Origin of the sequence: Micromonospora sp. NPDC023966, assembly GCF_040639095.1 — a bacterium.
GTDB lineage: Bacteria > Actinomycetota > Actinomycetes > Mycobacteriales > Micromonosporaceae > Micromonospora.
The window spans coordinates 50,256-69,609 of the sequence record NZ_JBEZZJ010000007.1; the positions used below are offsets into that span (position 1 = coordinate 50,256).

Genomic DNA, 19,354 nt, shown 5'->3' on the forward strand with positions numbered 1-19,354 from the left:
GCGGTGCGGCTGTGAGCTTCGGCTCAGCGGGCGGCCAGGTCGTCCCTGCTCAGGCCGCCTCGAGGCCGGTGCGCAGGGCGCGCAGCGCATAGTGGGTCCGGGACTTCACCGTGCCGATCGGCACTCCCAGCCGGCCCGCGACCTCTTCCGGTGACCGCCCGACCAGATAGACCTCGGAGAGCAGGCTGCGCTGCGCGGGGCTCAGCCGGCCGAACGCGTGCCGGATGGCGTGCGACGCCAGCGCCGCGCCGGTGGTGTCGTCACCGGCGGGAATCCAGGTCATGTCGACGAGATGGACCTCGGCCGGGCGGCCCCGCCGCCGCCGGACGCCGTCGATGACGAGCCTCCGGGCGACGGTGGAGAGCCACCGGCGGGCGGCATCGGGATCGACCGGCACCGAGTCGAGGTGACGCCAGGCCCGCAGCATCGTCTCCTGGAGCAGATCCTCGGCGGTCTGCCGCTGGCCGCGGGTCAGCACGAGCAGGAGACGCAGCACGGCACGGGCATGGTCCGCGTGCAGCGCGGTCATGCGTTCGGCCGGGCCGGCCGGTGATCCGTCGAGTGCCCGCAGCACGACATCTCCCCCATACGCAGGAGCAACGGTGAATGCGGCACGAGCCTAGGGACGAGCGATGCGAATGGACTGACGCGAAAGTGCGAATCGAGTGCCGTCGCCGACCGCGACCGGTCACGGACGTGACGTGACCGCCGCGAGCAGGCCGGCCAGCCGCCGACCGGTCGGGGTCTGCGCGTACGGGATCAGGGCCTGCGCCTCCTGCCATACCCGCACCGCGGCGTCCTGGTCGCCGGCGGCGGCGAGGGCGTCGCCGAGCAGCGCCAGCACCTCCGCGGCCGGCGCCGACGCCGAGGCCTCCTGGTAGGTGACGGCCGCCTCGCGCCAGCAGTCGACCGCCTTGCCGAGCTCCCGTCGGGCGGAATGCACCCGGCCGAGCACCTCCCACGCCTCGGCGATGCCCAGCCCGTACCGCGCTCCGCGCGACAGCGCCATGGCCTGCTCGGCGCAGCGCACGGCCTCGTCCTCCCGGCCCAGTTCGATGTAGCTCGCGGCCATGATCACCAGGACGTCCGCGAGCAGTTTGTCGTCTCCGGCGGCCCATGGCCCCAGCGCCGCGGAGAGCGCCCGGACGACCTCCTCGTGTCGCCCCTGGGCGCTCAGAATCATCGCCCGGTTGATCCCGGCCCGGGTCATCTCGTCGTACAGGCCGAGCCGGGCGAGCAGCTCGACCGCCTGGTCGAGGTGCCCCACCGCGGTCTCGTGCTCGTGCCGGAAGTAGGCCGCGCCGGCCAGGCTGCGGTGCATCCGGGCCTGTCCGACCAGGTCGCCGCCCGACCGGGCGGCCTCGAGGGCCACCTCGCCGGTCGTCGTCCAGTCGGCCCACCGGCCGCTGAAGTCGAAGAAGTGCTGCATGCCCAGGGCGAGCTGCCAGGCCTCGGTGTGCCGGCCCTGCCGGGCGGCCCGGCCGACCAGCGCGATCAGAACCTGGCGCTCGGCGGTGAACCAGCGCATGGCGTCGCCGTGACCGGCGAAGCGCAGCGGGGTCTCGGCCGGCCCCGGTTCGATCATCGGCTGGTACTCGGAGGTCAGCAGCCGTCGGTGCGCCTGATAGGCGGTTGCCCGGTAGAACTGCAGGCAGCGCAGCTCCGCGGCGGCGCGCTCGGCTGGGCCGTCGTTCTCCTCGCCGAGTTCCGTGGCGTAGGCCAGCAGCAGGTCGTGGGTGCGGTAGCGGCCCGGCAGGTCCTCGCTGACCAGGTGCGCCCGGCTCAGCTCGCCGAGCAGTGCCCGCGAGCTGCGCAGCGAGACGCCGGCCAGGCCCGCCGCCCCGGCGATCGAGATGTCGGGGCCGGGATGGACCGGCAACAGCCGGAAGAGCCGGGCGGCCGGCGCGGAAAGTGCCTGGTAGGACCAGGAGAAGACGGCACGCAGGCCGGTCTGCGGGTCGTCGCCGTCGAAGCCGTCCAGGCTCCCGGGCGCCTGGGCCAGCTCGGCGGCGATCTGCGCCGGTGGTGTCTGCGGCAGGCTCGCCGCGCGGGCGGCCACCACGGCCAGCGCGAGCGGCAGCCGTCCGCAGCTGGCGATGATGGCGTCGATCGCGGCCGGGTCCGTCGCGACGCGGCCGGCGCCGAGCGGCCCCAGGAGCGCCGCGCGCGCCTCGTCGACGCTCGGCAGGCCGACCGGCAACGGGTGGGCGCCGGCCATCGTCAGCAGGGTGCTGAGCCGGCTGCGGCTGGTGACGATCACCAGGCAGCCGGGGCTGCCCGGCAGCAGGTGCCGGATCTGCTCGGCGTCCCGGCAGTTGTCGAGCATGATCAGCAGGCGTCGGCCGGCAAGGCTGCTGCGATACATGCCGGCCTGGGCGTGCAGCTCGGCGGGAATGCTCTCCTGGGGCACCCCGAGCGAGCCGAGGAAGCCGCGCAGCGCCTCGGACGGGCTCATGGCCGGCTCCCGCCCGTCGTATCCGCGCAGGTCGACATAGAGCTGCCCGTCCGGGTAGCCGGCGGCGAACCGGTGGGCGAGGTGGACGGCGAGGGCGGTCTTGCCGACCCCGGGCATGCCGTCGATCGCGAGCACCGCCGGCCCGCCCGGGCGCGCGACCGCCGCGCGGGCCTCGGCGATGAGGTCGTCGCGGCCGCTGAAGAAGGGCAGGTCCGGCGGGAGCTGCGCGGGCCGCGGGAGTGGCGACGGCGACCCGGCACGCGCCGGCCGGGTGCGCTGGTGCAGCAGCCGGTCGTACGCCTCCCGCAGCTCCTCGCCCGGATCGATGCCCAGGTCGTCGGCGAGCCGGCGGCGCACCACCCGGTACATCTCGACGGCTTCCGCCTGGCGGCCGTCGGCGGCGAGCGCCAGCAGCAACCGGCTCTGCAGCGACTCGTCGAGCGGGTGCTGCTCGGCGGCCTGCCGCAACGGCGCCAGCACCGCGCTCAGCCGGCCGCAACGCTCGGCGGCGTCGGCGGCCTCGCGCACGGCCTGGGCGCGTTCGGCCTCCACGGCGAGGAACGCGGGATGCAGGCGGGAGGCCGGTTCCAGGCCCGCGGCACAGCGGCCGCGCCACAGCCGCAGCCCGTCGAGGGAATGTCGCAACGCCGACTCCGGGTCGCCGTCCTGCAGGCTGCGGCTCGCCAGCCGGCTCAGCGACCGGAACTTGAGCAGGTCGAGGGACTCCGCGTCAGCGCACAGCCGATAGCCGGAGAGCTCCCGGAGGATGTGCCGGCCCGTCGACCGGGTGGGCAGGCCGGGCTCGAGCAGCCGCCGGAGCGCCCCGACGTGCCGGTGCACGACGTTCGCGGCGCTGGCCGGGGCCTCCTCGTCCCAGAGCAGGTCGACCAGCTCGGCCAGGGAGACCGGTGAACCGGCCCGGGCCAGCAGCAACGCGAGCACCAGGCGCTGCTGGCGGGCGCCCAGACGCAGCTCGGCGCCGGCGCGGACGACCCTGATCGAGCCGAGCACCGAGAAGCCGATCCTCTCCCCCGCCTCCGCCAGCACAGCGGAAACGGTAACCGGCCGCTCCGCCATCCGGAGCTTCCGGCCGCCGGTCCCGGGGCGGAAGGCCTGGGCGTACGACCTCGTCGAGGACGAAGCGGGGCGGCGTATCCGTCATGCCGCACTCGCCTGAACCACGGCCGCCCGTCGGATTTGTGCGGGTGTTCGGGGCGTCCGATCAGAACGGGGCGCGGGCCGTCCGGTTCGCGAAGGCGGGGTGGCAGGTGCCGGGCCGGCCGCGTCCCGTAACGACCTAACGACCTTGGACGCCTGTCCTTAAGGGGGCCCGCTTCGCCGCCCCCCTGGCGGACGGGACCCTTGACCCGGTCCCGTCCGTACCGGTCTGCGGCAACACGGACAGGAGTACTCGTGGCTGAGGTGCACCAGATTCCGCCCCCACCGGCGCCGGCACCGCGCTCGGCTCGGCAGCGACACGGCGCGCAGCACGAGGGACCCCGCGAGGTGTCGTCACCCGCGCCCGGCACGGGACGAGCGGCGACCTGCCGGCACTGCCAGCAACGGCTGTTCGAGGACCCGCTGTGGGGGTGGATGCACGAAGGCCGTCGATACCTGTGTCAGGACCCGGCAACCGGAGAGTTCCTGTGCCTGCCGGCGACGCCCGCCCAGCCGCCCTCGGATCCGGCGGAAAGCTGAGCCCCTGGTCAGCCGGGCCACAGCTCGCTGCCGCCGCGCGGGCGAGGGTGGCGGTCAGCAGCAGCGCGGGGCCTTCTCCCGCCCGTTGCCGGACACTAGGCTTCGCCGCATGGTGAGGTGGCGGTGGCACCGCGACACGGCGAACATCGCCCTGGTGCTCGCGGTCGGCCTGGTGGCTCTGCTCGGCCTGGTGGTGCAGTCCCGTGGCATCGACACCGCCGCCGAATGGGCGGCACTGCCGGCCGTGCTGGCATCCGCCGGCGCGCTGCACCTGCGCCGCCGCCATCCGGTGGCGGTGGGCGTGGTGGCGCTGGCCGCCGTGGGCGCGTACGGCGCGCTGCTGCACCGGCCCGGGCCGATCATGCTGGTGTTCGTCGTGGCGCTCTACACCGTCGTCGACGAGGGGCACCTCCCGGTCGCCATCGGGCTCGGCCTCGCCTCGGTGGTCGCCTTCGCCGTCGCGGACGGCTATGGCCGGACGGCCGACGGTGGGAACGGGGCGACGCTGCTGCACGCCGGTTGGCTCGTCGCGGTCATCGTCGGTGTGACCCGCAACCGCCGGGCCTACCACGCCGAGGCGCAGGCCCGGGTGCTCGCCGCGGAGCAGGGCAAGGAGGAGGAGGCCCGGCGCCGGGCCACCGAGGAGCGGCTGCGCATCGCCCGCGAGCTGCACGATGTGCTCGGCCACCACCTCTCGCTGATCAACGTGCAGGCCAGCGCCGCGCTGCACCGCCCGGACCCCACCCGGTCCACCCAGGCGCTCACCGCGATCAAACAGACGAGCAAGGAGACGCTGCGTGAGCTGCGTACGACGCTCGGAGTGCTGAGGCGGGAGGGCGAGGCGCCGACCGCGCCGGCGCCGGGCCTGAACCGCCTCTACGAGTTGGTCACGACGGCCGGGCGGTCCGGGCTGGAGATCCGCACCGAGCTGGCCGAGACCCGGCCGCTGCCGCCGGAGGTCGACCTGGCGGCGTACCGGATCGTCCAGGAGGCCCTCACCAACGTGACCCGGCACGCCGGTGCGACCGCCGCGGTGATCCGGGTCCGGCCCGACCGCGACGACGTGCTGGTGGAGGTGGAGGACGACGGCACCGGCGCACCGGGCACGCCCGGCATCGGGATCCTCGGCATGGGCGAGCGGGCCCGGGCGTTGGGCGGTTCGCTGACCACGGGCCCGGGCGCGGACGGCGGCTTCCGGGTGTGCGCCCGCCTCCCGCTGCCGCCCGGCCCGGTGCCGGCGGGAGCGCCGGCGCTGCGATCGGGGCCGGGGGACGCGGCATGATCCGGGTGCTGCTCGCCGACGACCAGACCCTGGTACGCGCCGGGTTCCGGTCCATCCTCGACGGAGAGGACGGCATCGAGGTGGTCGGCGAGGCCGCCGACGGCGCCGAGGCGGCGCGGCTCGCCCGGCGGCTGCGGCCGGACGTCGTCCTCATGGACATCCGGATGCCCGGGCTGGACGGCCTGGCCGCCACCCGGGAGATCGCCGCGAGCTCCGATGTCCGCGTGATCATCCTGACCACCTTCGACCTGGACGACTACGTCTACGGCGCGTTGCGAGCCGGCGCGAGCGGCTTCCTGGTCAAGGACACCGAGCCGGCGGAGCTGATCCACGGGGTGCGGGTGGTGGCGCGCGGTGACGCGTTGATCGCGCCGTCGATCACCCGCCGGCTGATCTCGGAGTTCACCGCCCGGGTCAGGCATCCGGACCCGGGGCCGCGGCTGAGCGCGCTCACCGAACGGGAGCGCGAGGTGATGGCGCTGGTCGCCGCCGGCCTGTCCAACGACGAGATCGCCGCGCGGCTGGTGCTGAGTCCGGCCACCGCGAAGACGCACGTCAGCCGGATCATGACCAAGACCCAGGTCCGTGACCGGGCCCAGTTGGTGATCCTCGCGTACGAGTCCGGACTGACCGTCCCCGGCTGGCTCGCCCGCTCCTGACGAACCACCTCCGGGACTCACCACACGCACTGACCCGGCGCCATGGCCGGGTCAGCGGGGTCGGCCGGGTCAGCCGGTGCGGCGGCAGCGGGCCAAGGTCAGCCCACCGACGTTCGTGCCGATCAGGCCCAGCACCAGGCCCACGATGGCCCCGGCTCGCCCTTGGCCGGTGCCGAAACCCTCGGTCGTCTCGGCCAGATGCAGCACGCTGAGGACCATGCTGGTCAGCCCCAGCACCACGGCCACCATGGCCCCGGCTCGCCCCGAGCCGGAGCCGACACGACCGGCGGAGCGGGCTCGAGCCAGCCCACCGATGACCACGCTGATCAGCCCCAGCAGGGCGAACGCGGTGGCCCCGACTCGCCCGGAGCCGCCGACGCCACCGGCGGCGACCGAGGCGTGCGCGGCCGCCGGTTTGGCGAGTCCGGACCCGATGAGCAGGGCGGGAGCGGCGGCGGCAACCACGTGACGGATGGACATTGAGGATCCCTTCGGTCGCATGACGGGTGCTGGCGGCAGCGTATGCAGCGGTGTGCTCGCGCGTCGTCATGCCGGAGTTGCCGTTGGGCCTACCACCCGGGTTGTCCGCGCTCCGGGCGTCGTACGACCGAGGTTGTCTCCCCGGGTCCGTCGAGCGCCGGCCGGCGGCGTTGCTCGGGCGTCGGCGTACCCACCCTTGTCGGCCTCCCGGACGGCGTGCGATCAGGCCGCGGCGGGCGCGGCCAGAAGCGCGCGCAGCTCCCGTACCGCTGCCCGCCCGGCGCGGTTCGCGCCGACCGTGCTCGCGGACGGCCCGTAGCCGACCAGGTGGATCCGGGGGTCGGCGACCACCCGGGTGCCATCCATGACGATGCCGCCGCGGGGCCCCCGCAGCCGCAGCGGGGCCAGGTGGTCGAGCGCCGGCCGGAAGCCGGTGCACCAGAAGATGATGTCCACGTCCTGCGCCGCGCCGTCGCCCCACCGGACGCCCTCGGGGACGATCCGGTCGAACATCGGGCGGCGTTGGAAAAGACCCCGTTCCCGGGCTTCGAGCAGCTGCGGTGTCCATGCCAGCTCGGTCGCGCTGGCGATGCTTCCCGGGGGCAGGCCGGCGCGTACCCGCGCGTCCACCTTCGCGACCACCTCGCGTCCGTGGTCCGGCGTGAACGGCCCGTCCCGGAACACCGGCGGCCGGCGGGTGACCCAGGTCGTCGTCGCCGCGACGTCGGCGATCTCGACCAGCAGTTGCACGGCCGAGGCTCCGCCCCCGACGACGACCACCCGCTTGCCGGCGAACTCCGCCGGCCCCCGGTAGTGGGCGGTGTGCAGCTGCCGCCCGCGGAACGTCTCCTGTCCGGGGTAGTACGGCACGAACGGCCTGGTCCACGTTCCCGTGGCGTTGATCAGTGCGCTGGTGGTCCAGGTGCCCTTGTCGGATTCGACCAGGAGTCGTCCGTCGGGGGCGTTCCGGACGGCCGTGACGGCGACCGGCCGCTGCACGTCGATGCCGAATTCCCGCTCGAAGGCGGCGAAATAGGCCGGCACCGCGTCCGCGGCGGGTTCGTCCGGCGGCGGCGGCGTGAAATGCAGGCCGGGCAGGTCGAAGATCCCGTGCACGGTCGCCATGCGCAGCGTCGGCCACCGGTGCTGCCAGGCCCCGCCCGGCGCCGGGTCGGCATCCAGGACGACGAAGTCGAGACCCGAGGAGCGCAGGTGGTACGCGCTGGACAGCCCCGCCTGCCCAGCTCCGACAACCACCACATCCGTCTCCGGCACGTGTCGCACAACGTCGGAGGCTCACCCAGGCCTTCCCTCCGGCGATGGATCTCACACCGCCGGGCTGACCGGCTTCAAACGCGACGGGCCCCGGTCGATCCGCTGGTGGATCGACCGGGGCCCGTCGTTGGCAGCCGGGTCAGGCGACGTCGTACCGGTCGAGCTCCATGACCTTCGTCCAGGCCGCGACGAAGTCGGCCACGAACTTCTCGCGCGCGTCCTCGCTGGCGTAGACCTCCGCGAGGGCCCGCAGCTGCGAGTTGGAGCCGAAGATGAGGTCGACCGCGGTGGCGGTCCACTTCACCTCGTCGGTGGCCAGGTCGCGGATCTCGTACACGTGCTCCTCGGACTCCGACGCCTTCCACCGGGTGCCCGGGGAGAGCAGGTTGGCGAAGAAGTCGTTGGTGAGCACGCCGGGCCGATCGGTGAGGACACCGTGCTTCGCGCCCCCGACGTTGGCCCCGAGGGAGCGCAGGCCGCCGATGAGGACGGTCATCTCGGGCGCGGTCAGGCTGAGCATGTAGGCACGGTCGACGAGCAGCACCTCCGGCTGGGTCTTCTCGCCGGGACGCAGGTAGTTGCGGAACCCGTCGGCGCGCGGCTCGAGGACGCGGAACGACTCGACGTCGGTCTGCTCCTGAGTCGCGTCGGTGCGGCCCGGACGGAACGGCACGGTCACCTCGACGCCGGCGTCGCGCGCGGCCTTCTCGACGGCGGCCGAGCCGGCCAGCACGATCAGGTCCGCCAGCGAGATCTGCGCGCCCCCGGCGGAGTTGAACTCCCGCTGGACGCCCTCGAGGGTCGACAGGACCGTCGCGAGCTGCTCGGGCTGGTTGACCTCCCAGCTGCGCTGCGGCTCGAGACGGATCCGCGCGCCGTTGGCGCCGCCGCGCTTGTCGGTGGAGCGGAAGCTGGCGGCGGAGGCCCAGGCGGTCGAGACCAGCTGGGCGGTCGTGAGGCCGGACTCCAGGATCTTCGCCTTGAGGGCGGCGACGTCGGCGTCACCCACGAGCTCGTGCTCGACGGGCGGCACCGGGTCCTGCCACAGCTGCGGCTCGGCGACCCACGGCCCGAGGAAGCGGCTGACCGGACCCATGTCGCGGTGCAGCAGCTTGTACCAGGCCTTCGCGAAGGCCAGCGCGAACTCGTCGGGGTTCTCCAGGAATCGGCGCGAGATCTTCTCGTACGCCGGGTCGACGCGCAGCGACAGGTCGGTCGTCAGCATCGTCGGCTTGTACTTCTTCGACGGGTCGTACGGGTCCGGGATGATCGCCTCGGCGTCCTTGGCGACCCACTGCTTGGCGCCGCCGGGGCTCGTGGTCAGCTCCCACTCGTAGCCGAAGAGGATCTCGAAGAAGCGGTTGCTCCACTGCGTCGGCCGGTCGGTCCAGGTCACCTCGAGACCGCTGGTGATGGTGTCCGGGCCCTTGCCGGTGCCGTGGGTGCTCAGCCAGCCCAGGCCCTGCGCCTCCAGCGGGGCGCCCTCGGGCTCGGGGCCGACGTGGTTGTCGGCGACGGCGGCGCCGTGGGCCTTGCCGAAGGTGTGGCCACCGGCGATGAGGGCGACGGTCTCCTCGTCGTTCATCGCCATCCGGGCGAAGGTCTCGCGGATGAAGTGCGCCGCCGCGAGCGGGTCCGCGTTGCCGCGGGGGCCCTCCGGGTTGACGTAGATGAGGCCCATCTCGGTCGCACCGACGCCGGTCACCATCTCCTTCTCGGAGGCGTAGCGCTCGTCACCGAGCCAGGTGTCCTCCGGACCCCAGAAGATCTCCTCGGGCTCCCAGACGTCCTCGCGGCCGAAGCCGAAGCCGAAGGTCTTGAAGCCCATCGACTCCAGGGCGACGTTGCCGGCGAGCACGAGCAGGTCGGCCCACGAGATCTTCTGGCCGTACTTCTGCTTGACCGGCCAGAGCAGGCGGCGGGCCTTGTCCAGGTTGGCGTTGTCCGGCCAGCTGTTGAGCGGGGCGAACCGCTGACCGCCGTCGCCGGCGCCGCCGCGACCGTCCTCGATCCGGTAGGTGCCGGCGGAGTGCCAGCTCATCCGGATCATCAGGCCGCCGTAGTGCCCGAAGTCGGCCGGCCACCAGTCCTGCGAGGTGGTGAGGGCGGTGACGATGTCCTGCTTGAGGGCCTCGACGTCGAGCTTGGCGAACTCCCTGGCGTAGCTGAAATCCGCACCCAGCGGGTTGCCCTTCGGCGAGTGCGCGTGCAGCACCGACAGGTCGAGCTGGTTGGGCCACCAGTCCCGGTTGGTGCGCGGGCGACCGCCGGTCTTCGGGGTCGGGGAGTCGATCGCCGGGTTCTCGCTCTCGCTGCCGTGCGCGGTCACGGAGTCGTGCGCGACCGGGCAGCCGGCCGCCGCCTTCTTGTCCACGCCCTGCGCGCTGGAGGGCGCGTTGTCCTGGGTGTCGCTCATTTGCTTCCTTCCGAACTGGCGGATCACTGGGAGGTGCGTTCGGTCGCACAGTCGGGGCAGGTGCCCCAGTAGACGACCTCCGCCTCGTCGACCACGAAGCCGTGGTCGTCGGAGGCGGTGAGACAGGGTGCATGGCCGACAGCACAGTCGACGTCGACGATCGCGCCGCAGGAGCGGCACACGACATGGTGGTGGTTGTCCCCCACCCGTGACTCGTACCGGGCGGTCGCCCGGGCCGGCTGGATGCGCCGCACCAGACCGGCGTCGGTGAGCGCACGCAGCACGTCGTACACCGCCTGGTGGGAGACCGTGGGATGATCCGCCCGTACCAGGGCGATCACGGTGTCGGTGTCGGCGTGCGGATGGTCCCGCAGCGCGGCGAGCACCGCCAACCGGGGCCGGGTCACGCGCAACGAGACCGACCGCAGCTGCGCCGCGAAGTCGGACGTCACGGGACCAACATAGTCCACTCTTTTGGAATGAATCAAGTTTTGCCGCGATCTCGATCCGCGGATCTTCGAGGCGGACTGCCGTTGGTCAGCTCCTCGCCGGCGCGGGCCTTCGCCGCCGGGGAAGACCCTCGCTGGTCACACCGTGATAGATGATCATGACGATGATTCCCAGCAGGCCGAACAGCGGGTTCACGATCAGGGCGAGCAGCCCGGTCAGACCGTAGAGAACGAGACCGGTGATCGGGCGGGCCTCCTGCGCGCGAACGTGGTCCGGGTCGATGTGGCCCGCGCGCAGCGCCGGGTGACGGCGTAGATAGCCGAAGAACACCAACCAGGGCGCCGACATCAGCGCCGCAGCGAGCGCGTACATGACGACAGCCACCCTCAGGTCGTCGGTGTCGCCGCCGACGAGCGCCGACGCCAGGACCGCGGTCGGAAACGGGATGATCACCACACCGAAGAGGATCGCGATGTTGATCCAGTTGAGCGCCAGGGTGGTGCCGCGGACGAGCCGTAGCAGGGCGTGGTGATTGAGCCAGAGGACGCCGATGTAGATGAAGGACACCACGAACGCCAGGTAGGACGGGGCTTCCCTGCCAAGCGACGTCAGCAGCTCGCCCTCGTGGTATTCCGGCACCCGCAGGTCCAGCACCAGCAGCGTGATGACGATGGCGAAGACACCGTCGCTGAACGCGGCCAGCCGACCGGTGTCGGGCAGTTGGCGCGCCGGGCCTGTCGGCTGGGCCTCTTCGGGTCCTGCGGGCACGGCCGAACGCTAACAGTGACGGCACGGTGGACGGGTGCGATCAGCGGGGAAAGCCCATCGCCGGAGTGCCGGTGATCTCGATCTCGAAGCGGCGCGGCGAGACCTTCGTCCGTGTCCGCACCGGGGAAGCATGCCCGGAGCGGCCGCACACGCGGGTCGGACCGGCGGCGTAGGCGAGGGTCCCACGCCGGCCGGCCGACCTCGGGGGCTGCCGGTACTCGGCGGCCTCAGCTGCTCCGGGTGAACAGGGCGGCGTACCGGGTGAGGTACAGCGGCCATCCCTCGTCGTGGCCGACGCCGTCGCGGACGGACTGCCAGCCCGGGCCGTGTCGGTCGAGGTGGCGGTGTTCCAGCTCAACCCGGGTGCGTTGCGGGGTTTCGGCGACGAAGCGGACCTCGACCTCGCTGGTGTTGTCCGGGTCGGTCTCCACCTGCCACCGGGGGCTGATGTCCCAGCTGAACACGACCCGGTTCGGCGGTTCGTAGGCGAGCACGCGCGCCCAGCGGCATTCGCTGCCGTCGACACCTCGGTCGTAGATGTGGCCGCCGACCTTGGGTTCGAACACCGTTTCCGCGATCGCCGCACCGAGCAGGTTGTGCTCCGGCGGCTTGAAGTCACCGAACCGCTCGGTGAACACGGTGAACGCCCGTTCCAGCGGCGCCTCGACGACGATCTCCCGGCGGACGGCCGGGGCTGTTGTCTCGGTCATGGGGTCTCCTCATTCGGTTGTTCGACGACGGCCTTGTAGCTGTCCAGCGCGCGGTGCCAGAAGGTGTCCAGCTGGTCCCGGAGCGCGGCCACGGCCACCGGATTGAGCCGGTAGACCCGGCGGGTTCCGGCCGCCTGGTCGGTGACCAGCCCGGCGTCCTTGAGGACCTTGAGGTGCTGGGACACCGCCGGTCGGCTGATCGGCAGTTCGTCGGCGAGTTCGCCGACGGCGCGGGGTCGCTCGGCCAGGCACTCGACGATGGCGCGTCGGGTGGGATCACCCAACGCGTCCCAGCCATCGCCCGTTCGGTAAGTAGCCACGAACGGTAAGCTACCGCTTACGGCTTCCGCGAGTCAAGGCCGCCCGGGCGTCAGCCGCCGGCCCCGTCCAGCGCGGTACGCAGCCGGGCCAGGAACCGGCCGAGCTCCGCCGGGCCGGCCCCGTCCAGCACCCGGCGCATCACCGCCGACCCCACCGCCACGCCGTCGGAGTAGCCGGCGGCCTCCCCCGCCTGCTCCGGGCCGGAGATGCCGAACCCGAGCACCACCGGCAGGTCGGTGGCCTGCCGCAGCGACGCCACCAGGTGGCGGCCGGACTCGCGCAGCTCGGACTGCTCGCCGGTGGTCCCCATGACGCTGACCGCGTACACGAAGCCGCGGCTGCGCTCGGCGATCTCGATCCGGCGTCGCGCCGGGGTGGACGGGGAGGCGAGCAGCACGAGATCGACCTGCGCGTCCTCCGCCGCCGTGGCGACCGGGTCCGCCTCGTCGATCGGCAGGTCTGGCACGATCAGGCCGCGCACCCCGGCATCGGCGAGGGCGCCGCAGAACGCGTCCACACCGTTGCGCAGCACCAGGTTGGCGTAGGTGAACGCGATCAGCGGCACCGGCAGCCCGAGCCGGGACACCTCGTCCAGGATGCGTCCCGCCGTCGCGCCCCGGTTCAGCGCCTGGTACGAGGACTGTTGGACGACCGGGCCGTCCAGGGTCGGATCGGAGAACGGGAGGCCGACCTCGATGGCGTCGGCGCCGGCGTCCACCGCGGCCCGGAGCAGGTCGGTCCAGTCCTCGGTGATCCCGCCGGTCACGTACGGCACGAGCAACTTCCGGCCGGCCGCCCTGGCCGCGCGGCTCCGGGTCTCCAGTGCGTTCACGACAGCTCCATGAGGGTCGACATGTCCTTGTCACCCCGGCCGGAGAGGGTGAGCATCACCGTGGCGGCCGGGGGGATCGTGCCGTCGCCGGCGGCGCGGATCACCCAGGCCACCGCGTGGGCGGACTCCAGCGCGCAGAGGATGCCCTCGGTGCGGGCCAGCCGGTGCGTCGCCGCCAGGACCTCGGCGTCGTCCACGGTCACGTAACTGGCCCGGCCCAGATCCGCCAGGTACGCGTGCTCCGGGCCGACGCCCGGGTAGTCCAGGCCCGGCGCGATCGAGTGGGCCTCGGTGATCTGCCCGTGCGCGTCCTGCAGGACCTTCGACCGGAAACCGTGCAGCACACCGGTGGAGCCGGCGCTGATCGCGGCGCCGCCGGCGGCCTCCACGCCGACCAACCGGGCCGGTGTGTCGACGAAACCCGCGAACGTGCCGGCCGCGTTGGAGCCCCCGCCGACGCAGGCCACGACGAAGTCGGGGGTGCCGGTGCGGAGGGTGGCCGCGCACTGCGTGCGGGCCTCGTCGCCGATCACCCGCTGGAACTCCCGGACCATCCAGGGGTACGGGTGCGGACCCATCGCCGAGCCGAGGCAGTAGTAGGAGTCCTCGACGGCGGTGACCCAGTGGCGCATCGCCTCGCTGCACGCGTCCTTGAGGGTGCGGCTGCCCGAGGTCACCGGGACCACCTCAGCGCCGAGCATCTTCATCCGGAAGACGTTGAGCTGCTGCCGCTCGATGTCCCGCTCGCCCATGAAGACCGTGGTCGCCATGCCGAGCAGGGCGCCCGCCGTGGCGGTCGCCACGCCGTGCTGACCCGCGCCGGTCTCGGCGATCAGCCGGCGCCGGCCCATCCGCCGCGCCAGCAGCGCCTGGCCCAGGACATTGTTGATCTTGTGCGAGCCGGTGTGGGTGAGGTCCTCCCGCTTCAGCAGCAGATTGATCCCCAGCTCCGCGGAAAGCCGCGCCACCGGGGTCAGCGGCGTCGGCCGGCCCACGTAGATCGAGAGCACCTGGTGCAGCTCGGCCCGGAACAACGGGTCGGCCCAGGCCTCGGCGAACGCCCGCTCGACCTCCTCGCAGGCGGGCACGAGCGACTCCGGGACGAAGCGGCCGCCGTACTCGCCGAACCTGCCGAGTCCGACCGGCGGGCGGCTGTCGGCCGCGACGACGGGACGACCGGCGTGCAGGAGCTGGTCCATGGCACTCCTCCTCAGGGTTCTAGAACTGTGCCTGTTATACCAGCCCCTTGGCATGAGTTCTAGAACAGCGTGGAAGTTCTGGCCGACTGTTGAGCCCGCTACACGGTGCGGGGGCCTACGCGGGGGCGTCGTCCCCCATCGCGTAGCTCAGCTGGTGACCGCTGACCTCCCGGGTGTTCACGATCACCACGCTGCTCCCGGCGAGGACGGCGAGGTCGACGACCAGGGTGCGCCGGTTGCCGTCGAGGGTGATCCGCTCACTGCGCATAGCCGGTTGACCCGGGGGCAGGCCGAGCAGCTCGGCGATGTGCGCGGACATCAGGACCGGCGCGACCGTCTCCTCGGCCCGCACCGCCACCGCGTCGGCCCGCTCGGCCAGAACGCCGTAGAGCTCCTGCTTCTCGAAGTCGACGCCCCGGAGCGGCTCGGCGAACGGCTGCGGGATGTAGGACAGCTGGTGGATCAGCGGGGCGCCCCGGATGACGCGGATCCGCTCCAGCCTGAGGACCGAAGTGTCCGCCGGGATCCCGAACCGCACGGCCAGGTCCTCGGGCACGGGGATGATCTCCTGGTCCAGCACCCGGGTCAGCACCTCGATGCCATGCGCGCGCAGGTCGTCGGCCAGGCTGCGCAGGTTTCCCATCGAGTACGGCACGGGCACCGCGCGGACGTACGTGCCCTTGCCGGGAAGCTGCTCCACCACGCCCTGGTCGCACAGCTCGTCCAGCGCCTGGCGCAGCGTCATGAGGCTGACCCCGTACTCGTCACTCAGGTGCCGCTGGCCGGGCAGTGCGTCGCCCGGGGCGAACTCGCCGTTCCTGATCCGCCTGATCAGGTCGTCGCGGATCACCACGTACTTGGGTGTCCTGCCCAGAATGTCGCCCATACGTCGCCCAGCCCTGAGAGTCGGAACGGAGCGGATCGCGCCGCCCACCGGGTGCTTCTTTCGGGTGCCAGCGTATGGCCGCCGGGTGGCCGACCAGAACGGGCCACCGGCCGGGCTAGCGGTGCACGCGCGCCAGAAAGTCGCGCATCGGCGCCACCACGTCGCCGAGGTGGGTCTCCAGCAGCCAGTGACCCCCGTCGAGCAGGTGCAACTCCGCGTCGGGTAGCTCGCCCAGGAACTCGTCGCGGAATCCCCGCTCCGAGACGTTCGGGGCCACCGCCGCCAGGGCCTGCGCGTACGGCTCGGCCCACATCTCCTGGAGCGGCGCGTATTTCGGCCCGTGCTGGTCCGGATAGATGTCGCCGTTCTGGATGACCAGCGCCGCGACCCGCTCCGGCGCGCTCAGCGCCAGGCGCAGCCCGGACTGCGAGCCGTAGTCCTGAAGGTAGATGACGTACCGCTGCAGGCCCGTTCGTCGAGCACATCGCGGTGACGGTCAACGACGACCTCGGTGAACCGGCGACCGGCACGGCTGCCATGGCGCGGCCTACCCGCGCGTCCCGGGGCGAATCCGCGGTCGCGGGCCGGAGGCTCCCCCCTCCGGCCCGCGATCCGAGCCGGTCAGCCGGTCGCGCAGCTCGCGCTGGGGGTGGTGTTGTTGCCGTTCTTGTAGAGCGTGATGCCGAAGTTGTTGCCGTTGCCGTTGGGGCGGGCCGTGAGGGTGCCGCTGGTGCCGCTGATCGAGGCGTTCCAGCTGTTCTGCAGGGTCTGACCGCCGTTCGTGCGGATGGTGACGACCCAGTTGCTGCTACCGCTGACCGAGAAGTTCACGTTGAACCGGTCGCTCCACTCGTCGGCACGGCTGACGCTGACCGTGCAGCCGCCACCGGGCGGCGGGGTGGTGGGCCCGGGCGAGGTGCCACCGCCCACCGTGATGTTGGAGCTTCCGCTGCTCTGGTAACCCTCCGTGGCCAGGATCTGGTAGTCGTGGGTGCCGAGGTTCATTCCATAGCGGGCCCACGCGTCGAAGTGGTTGCCTGCGGTGATGGTGCCGCCCACGCGCTTCGACTGCCGCACGCTCCAGTACTGGTAGAAGGTCCTGGTGCCCTCGATGGAGGGCGCGTTGACCCGCTGGGTGCGGTAGATGTCGTACGTGCCGCCGTCGGTGGTCACGGTGCCCATGAACCCCTGCCCGCCCGGCGGCCGGTAGGTGCCCCAGCTGTCGACGATGTAGTACTCGACGAGCGGGTTCCTCGTCCACCCGTAGAGGGTCAGGTACGCGTTGCCGGACGGGCTGAAGGTGCCGGAGTAGGTGACGGTCCGGCGCGCGCCGGGATTCCAGCCCTTACCGGCGACGAAGTTGTTGACGTTGCTCCACTGGGTGCTGTACTGGCCGCCGCTACCCATGGTCATGGAGACGTTGCCGCTGTCCTTCCAGAAGGAATAGAAGTAGCCGTTGTTGGTCCCGGTCGAATTCGACGTGACGGTCTCGGCGTGGGCAGGGCTGGACAGGACGGCCGTGGCGCCGGCGGTGACCAGGGCGACGGCGCAGGCACGACCGATGAGTGTCCTGAGGCGTCCGCGGCTGCGGGTCCTCGAACGGACAGGGATGTCGTTCATGACTTGCTTCCTCCTCGTGAGCGGTCCGCATCGACGTGAATAGATGGGTCTGGAGGGCGCCAGTATTGAGGTCGGTCGTTCGCGGTGTCAACAACTTCCGGAAACGTTGTGGAAACCTGCCGGCCACAAAGAATCCCGGCAAGGAAGCATTCTGGCTGCTCAAACGGCATGCTTGATGGATTGGAATCCGGGGCGGCAACTCAGTCGTCCGGCACGAGGAGGGTGGTTCGACCCGGTCTCGTCCGACGTTCCGGAGGGATTCCGAAAGTCGCCGCCGAGGCGACGCTCAGCGCAGCGACGACCGGGCCACCGGGAAGTTGAAGTACGTGTCCGGGTACGGCTCGTCGACGTACCGGTAGTGCCACCACTCGCGCGGGTAGTTCTCGAAGCCCTGCGCGGTCATCAGCCGTTTCAGCAACTCCCGGTTGGCGCGGGCCGCGCCCGTGACCCGAGCGTCGGCGGTGTGCGCGCGGGGGTCGAAGCAGTCGAACCCGGTGCCCATGTCGACGGAGCTGTCCGGGAAGCGCCCGCCGGCGGGCGCGGTGCAGGCCATCAGCGGCTGGCCCGGCACGTACGCGGGCTGGTCGGGGGTGGGCACCGGGACCAGGGTCAGGTCGAGGGTGCTCCCCCGGCTGTGCGCGGTCGGAGCGCCGATGTAGCCGTCGGCGAAGAGCCGGCTCTTCGGCTCGTCCGGATAGAACTCCCCCTTCATCCGCTGCTCGCCGGGGAGCTTCGCCCAGGTGACGAAGTCGTCCGCCGCCCGCTGCGGGCGGTAGCAGTCGTACACCTTGAGGCTGCGGCCCTGCGCCAGGGCGGCGGCCTGCACCCGGTGCAGCGCCTCCGCCGCCCGGCGGGTGAGCAGGCAGAGCGGTTCGGGGTAGCCGGCGATCGGGCGGCCCACGAAGTTGTGCGCGGTGGCGTACCGGATGTCGGTGCGGACGGTCGGGTCGACGGTGGCCAGGTCGACGATGTCGGCCGGGGCGTGCGGCTCGCTGGGGCCGGCCGACGGCGCGGGCGCCGAGGTCGGCACCGAGGTCGGCACCGAGGTCGGCGCCGGTGTCGGCGGTGGGCTCGGGGCGGGCTGCTGGCAGGCCGCGGCGAGCGTCGTGGCCAGGGCAGCCACGACGGCGGCCGCGCGCCGACCCGTCCCCACCCTGCTGTGTCTACCAGGCTCGCCGGCCTGCCGGGCCGGCAACCGGTCAGCCGTCGAGCGCGGTACGGAGGAAGTCGAGCGCCGCCGCGTCGTCGTCGATGCCGCCCGCCTCGTGGCCGTTGTACCGCCACACCGTCAGCTCGGCCGGTCCCCGGTAGGCGTTGACCGCGGCGAAGACCGTGGACGGGGGCACGATCTCGTCCATCAGCGCCACCGAGAAGCGGGCCGGCACGGTGGCCCGACGGGCGAACGCGACCCCGTCGACGTAGCCGAGGGTGCGCAGCACCCGCTCCTCCCGGTCCCGGTGCACCGCCAGGTAGTCCCGGATCTCCCGGTACGGGAAGGCGTCGGTGACCGTGACCGCGCGCGGGATGTCGCACAGGAACGGCACGTACGCCACCGCCGCCCGCAGGTCCGGCACCAGGGCCGCGGCGGCCAGCGCGGCCCCGCCGCCCTGACTGTGGCCGAGCACCGCCACCCGGCCCGGGTCGACGGCGGGCAGCCGGCGGGCCGCGTCGACGGCCCGGACCGCGTCGGTGAGGAAGCGGCGGTAGTAGTACCGGCGCGGGTCCTCGACGCCCCGGGTGGTCATCCCGGGGGCCTGCGGGCCGGCCCCGGCGATGTCCGGGGTGTCGCCCCGGCTCCAGCCGGACCCCTGCCCGCGGGTGTCCATCTGCAGGTGGGCGAAGCCCGCGGCGGCCCAGAGCAGGTTCTCCAGCGGGTGGCCGCGACCGCCGCCGTAGCCGACGTACTGCACGATCGTCGGCAGCCGGCCGGCGGCGCCGCGCGGCACGCGCAGCCATGCCTTCACCGGCTGGCCGGCGAAGCCGGGAAACGTCACGTCGAACACGTCCAGGCCGGTCAACGGGGTGTCCAGCGGCGTCACGGCGAGGTCGCCGTCGCACTCGCGGGCCTCGGCGAGGGTGTCGGCCCAGAAGGCGTCGAAGTCGTCCGGTTCGCGCATGGCGCTGCGGTAGGTGCGCAACGCCGCCTCGGGCAGGTCGGTGTACACGGCCGCCTCTCGACTCGTGGGGTGCTCGGGGCCAGTCGGCCGGAAACGGCCTACAGATTTTCCGGAACGGCGCCGCGATCTCTCGGCACGCTAGGACCGCCCGGCGCTGTCGTCAACCCTCGGCCGGTGCGGCAAGAT

At 72.5% G+C, this 19,354-nt stretch carries 18 protein-coding genes; 2 read left to right on the plus strand and 16 right to left on the minus strand.

The window, feature by feature from the left end; all coding sequences use genetic code 11:
- Window positions 1–49 precede the first annotated feature (49 nt).
- Window positions 50–574: a sigma-70 family RNA polymerase sigma factor gene (locus AB0F68_RS12850; protein ID WP_357336079.1), complete on the minus strand. Its 525-nt coding sequence runs from the start codon at window positions 572–574 to the stop codon at window positions 50–52.
- Between the two features lie 114 nt (window positions 575–688).
- Window positions 689–3,502 (minus strand): BTAD domain-containing putative transcriptional regulator, encoded by a 2,814-nt coding sequence (locus AB0F68_RS12855; RefSeq protein ID WP_357336081.1) that lies wholly within the window; start codon window positions 3,500–3,502, stop codon window positions 689–691.
- Window positions 3,503–4,262: 760 nt separating this feature from the next.
- Between AB0F68_RS12855 and AB0F68_RS12860 the strand changes: the two genes are divergently transcribed.
- Window positions 4,263–5,435 carry a sensor histidine kinase gene (locus AB0F68_RS12860; RefSeq protein WP_357336083.1) on the plus strand — a complete coding sequence of 391 codons (1,173 nt, stop codon included), beginning with the start codon at window positions 4,263–4,265 and terminating at the stop codon, window positions 5,433–5,435.
- Window positions 5,432–6,094 (plus strand): response regulator transcription factor, encoded by a 663-nt coding sequence (locus tag AB0F68_RS12865; protein ID WP_357336085.1) that lies wholly within the window; start codon window positions 5,432–5,434, stop codon window positions 6,092–6,094. Before AB0F68_RS12860 ends, AB0F68_RS12865 begins: the two co-directional genes overlap by 4 nt.
- Window positions 6,095–6,163: 69 nt before the next feature.
- Here AB0F68_RS12865 and AB0F68_RS12870 read toward each other — a convergent pair whose 3' ends face one another.
- From AB0F68_RS12870 to AB0F68_RS12935, 14 genes are all read right to left on the minus strand, one after another.
- Complete coding sequence (locus AB0F68_RS12870; RefSeq protein WP_357336091.1) at window positions 6,164–6,574, minus strand: DUF6223 family protein; 411 nt, start codon at window positions 6,572–6,574, stop codon at window positions 6,164–6,166.
- 222 nt (window positions 6,575–6,796) lie between these two features.
- Window positions 6,797–7,858, minus strand: coding sequence for an FAD-dependent oxidoreductase (locus AB0F68_RS12875; protein WP_357336093.1), 1,062 nt, complete (start codon window positions 7,856–7,858; stop codon window positions 6,797–6,799).
- A gap of 130 nt (window positions 7,859–7,988) precedes the next feature.
- Window positions 7,989–10,265 carry a catalase/peroxidase HPI gene (gene katG, locus AB0F68_RS12880; RefSeq protein WP_357336096.1) on the minus strand — a complete coding sequence of 759 codons (2,277 nt, stop codon included), beginning with the start codon at window positions 10,263–10,265 and terminating at the stop codon, window positions 7,989–7,991.
- 23 nt (window positions 10,266–10,288) lie between these two features.
- Window positions 10,289–10,717 (minus strand): Fur family transcriptional regulator, encoded by a 429-nt coding sequence (locus tag AB0F68_RS12885; RefSeq protein ID WP_357336098.1) that lies wholly within the window; start codon window positions 10,715–10,717, stop codon window positions 10,289–10,291.
- A gap of 85 nt (window positions 10,718–10,802) precedes the next feature.
- On the minus strand, window positions 10,803–11,483 hold the full coding sequence (locus tag AB0F68_RS12890) for a TMEM175 family protein (protein WP_357336103.1): 681 nt from the start codon (window positions 11,481–11,483) through the stop codon (window positions 10,803–10,805).
- 227 nt (window positions 11,484–11,710) lie between these two features.
- Window positions 11,711–12,193 (minus strand): SRPBCC family protein, encoded by a 483-nt coding sequence (locus tag AB0F68_RS12895; protein WP_357336107.1) that lies wholly within the window; start codon window positions 12,191–12,193, stop codon window positions 11,711–11,713.
- The gene (locus AB0F68_RS12900; RefSeq protein WP_357336113.1) at window positions 12,190–12,513 is read right to left on the minus strand and encodes a metalloregulator ArsR/SmtB family transcription factor; all 324 of its coding nucleotides are present in this window, start codon (window positions 12,511–12,513) and stop codon (window positions 12,190–12,192) included. The genes AB0F68_RS12895 and AB0F68_RS12900 overlap by 4 nt, the downstream gene beginning before the upstream one ends.
- Before the next feature lie 50 nt (window positions 12,514–12,563).
- Window positions 12,564–13,346, minus strand: a complete 783-nt coding sequence (trpA, locus tag AB0F68_RS12905) for a tryptophan synthase subunit alpha (RefSeq protein ID WP_357336115.1) — start codon at window positions 13,344–13,346, stop codon at window positions 12,564–12,566.
- Window positions 13,343–14,545 (minus strand): tryptophan synthase subunit beta, encoded by a 1,203-nt coding sequence (gene trpB, locus AB0F68_RS12910; protein ID WP_357336118.1) that lies wholly within the window; start codon window positions 14,543–14,545, stop codon window positions 13,343–13,345. The genes trpA and trpB overlap by 4 nt, the downstream gene beginning before the upstream one ends.
- 115 nt (window positions 14,546–14,660) lie before the next feature.
- Window positions 14,661–15,431 (minus strand): GntR family transcriptional regulator, encoded by a 771-nt coding sequence (locus AB0F68_RS12915; RefSeq protein WP_357336120.1) that lies wholly within the window; start codon window positions 15,429–15,431, stop codon window positions 14,661–14,663.
- A 115-nt stretch (window positions 15,432–15,546) separates the two neighbouring features.
- Entirely contained in the window at window positions 15,547–15,744 is a 198-nt protein-coding gene (locus tag AB0F68_RS12920) for a hypothetical protein (RefSeq protein WP_357336122.1), read from the minus strand.
- Window positions 15,745–16,052: 308 nt separating this feature from the next.
- On the minus strand, window positions 16,053–17,051 hold the full coding sequence (locus AB0F68_RS12925; protein WP_357336125.1) for a glycoside hydrolase family 11 protein: 999 nt from the start codon (window positions 17,049–17,051) through the stop codon (window positions 16,053–16,055).
- 286 nt (window positions 17,052–17,337) lie between these two features.
- Window positions 17,338–18,204 (minus strand): M15 family metallopeptidase, encoded by an 867-nt coding sequence (locus tag AB0F68_RS12930; protein ID WP_357336127.1) that lies wholly within the window; start codon window positions 18,202–18,204, stop codon window positions 17,338–17,340.
- 46 nt (window positions 18,205–18,250) lie between these two features.
- A complete protein-coding gene (locus AB0F68_RS12935) occupies window positions 18,251–19,216 on the minus strand; it encodes an acetylxylan esterase (RefSeq protein WP_357336129.1) in 966 nt (321 codons plus the stop codon).
- Window positions 19,217–19,354: the final 138 nt, after the last annotated feature.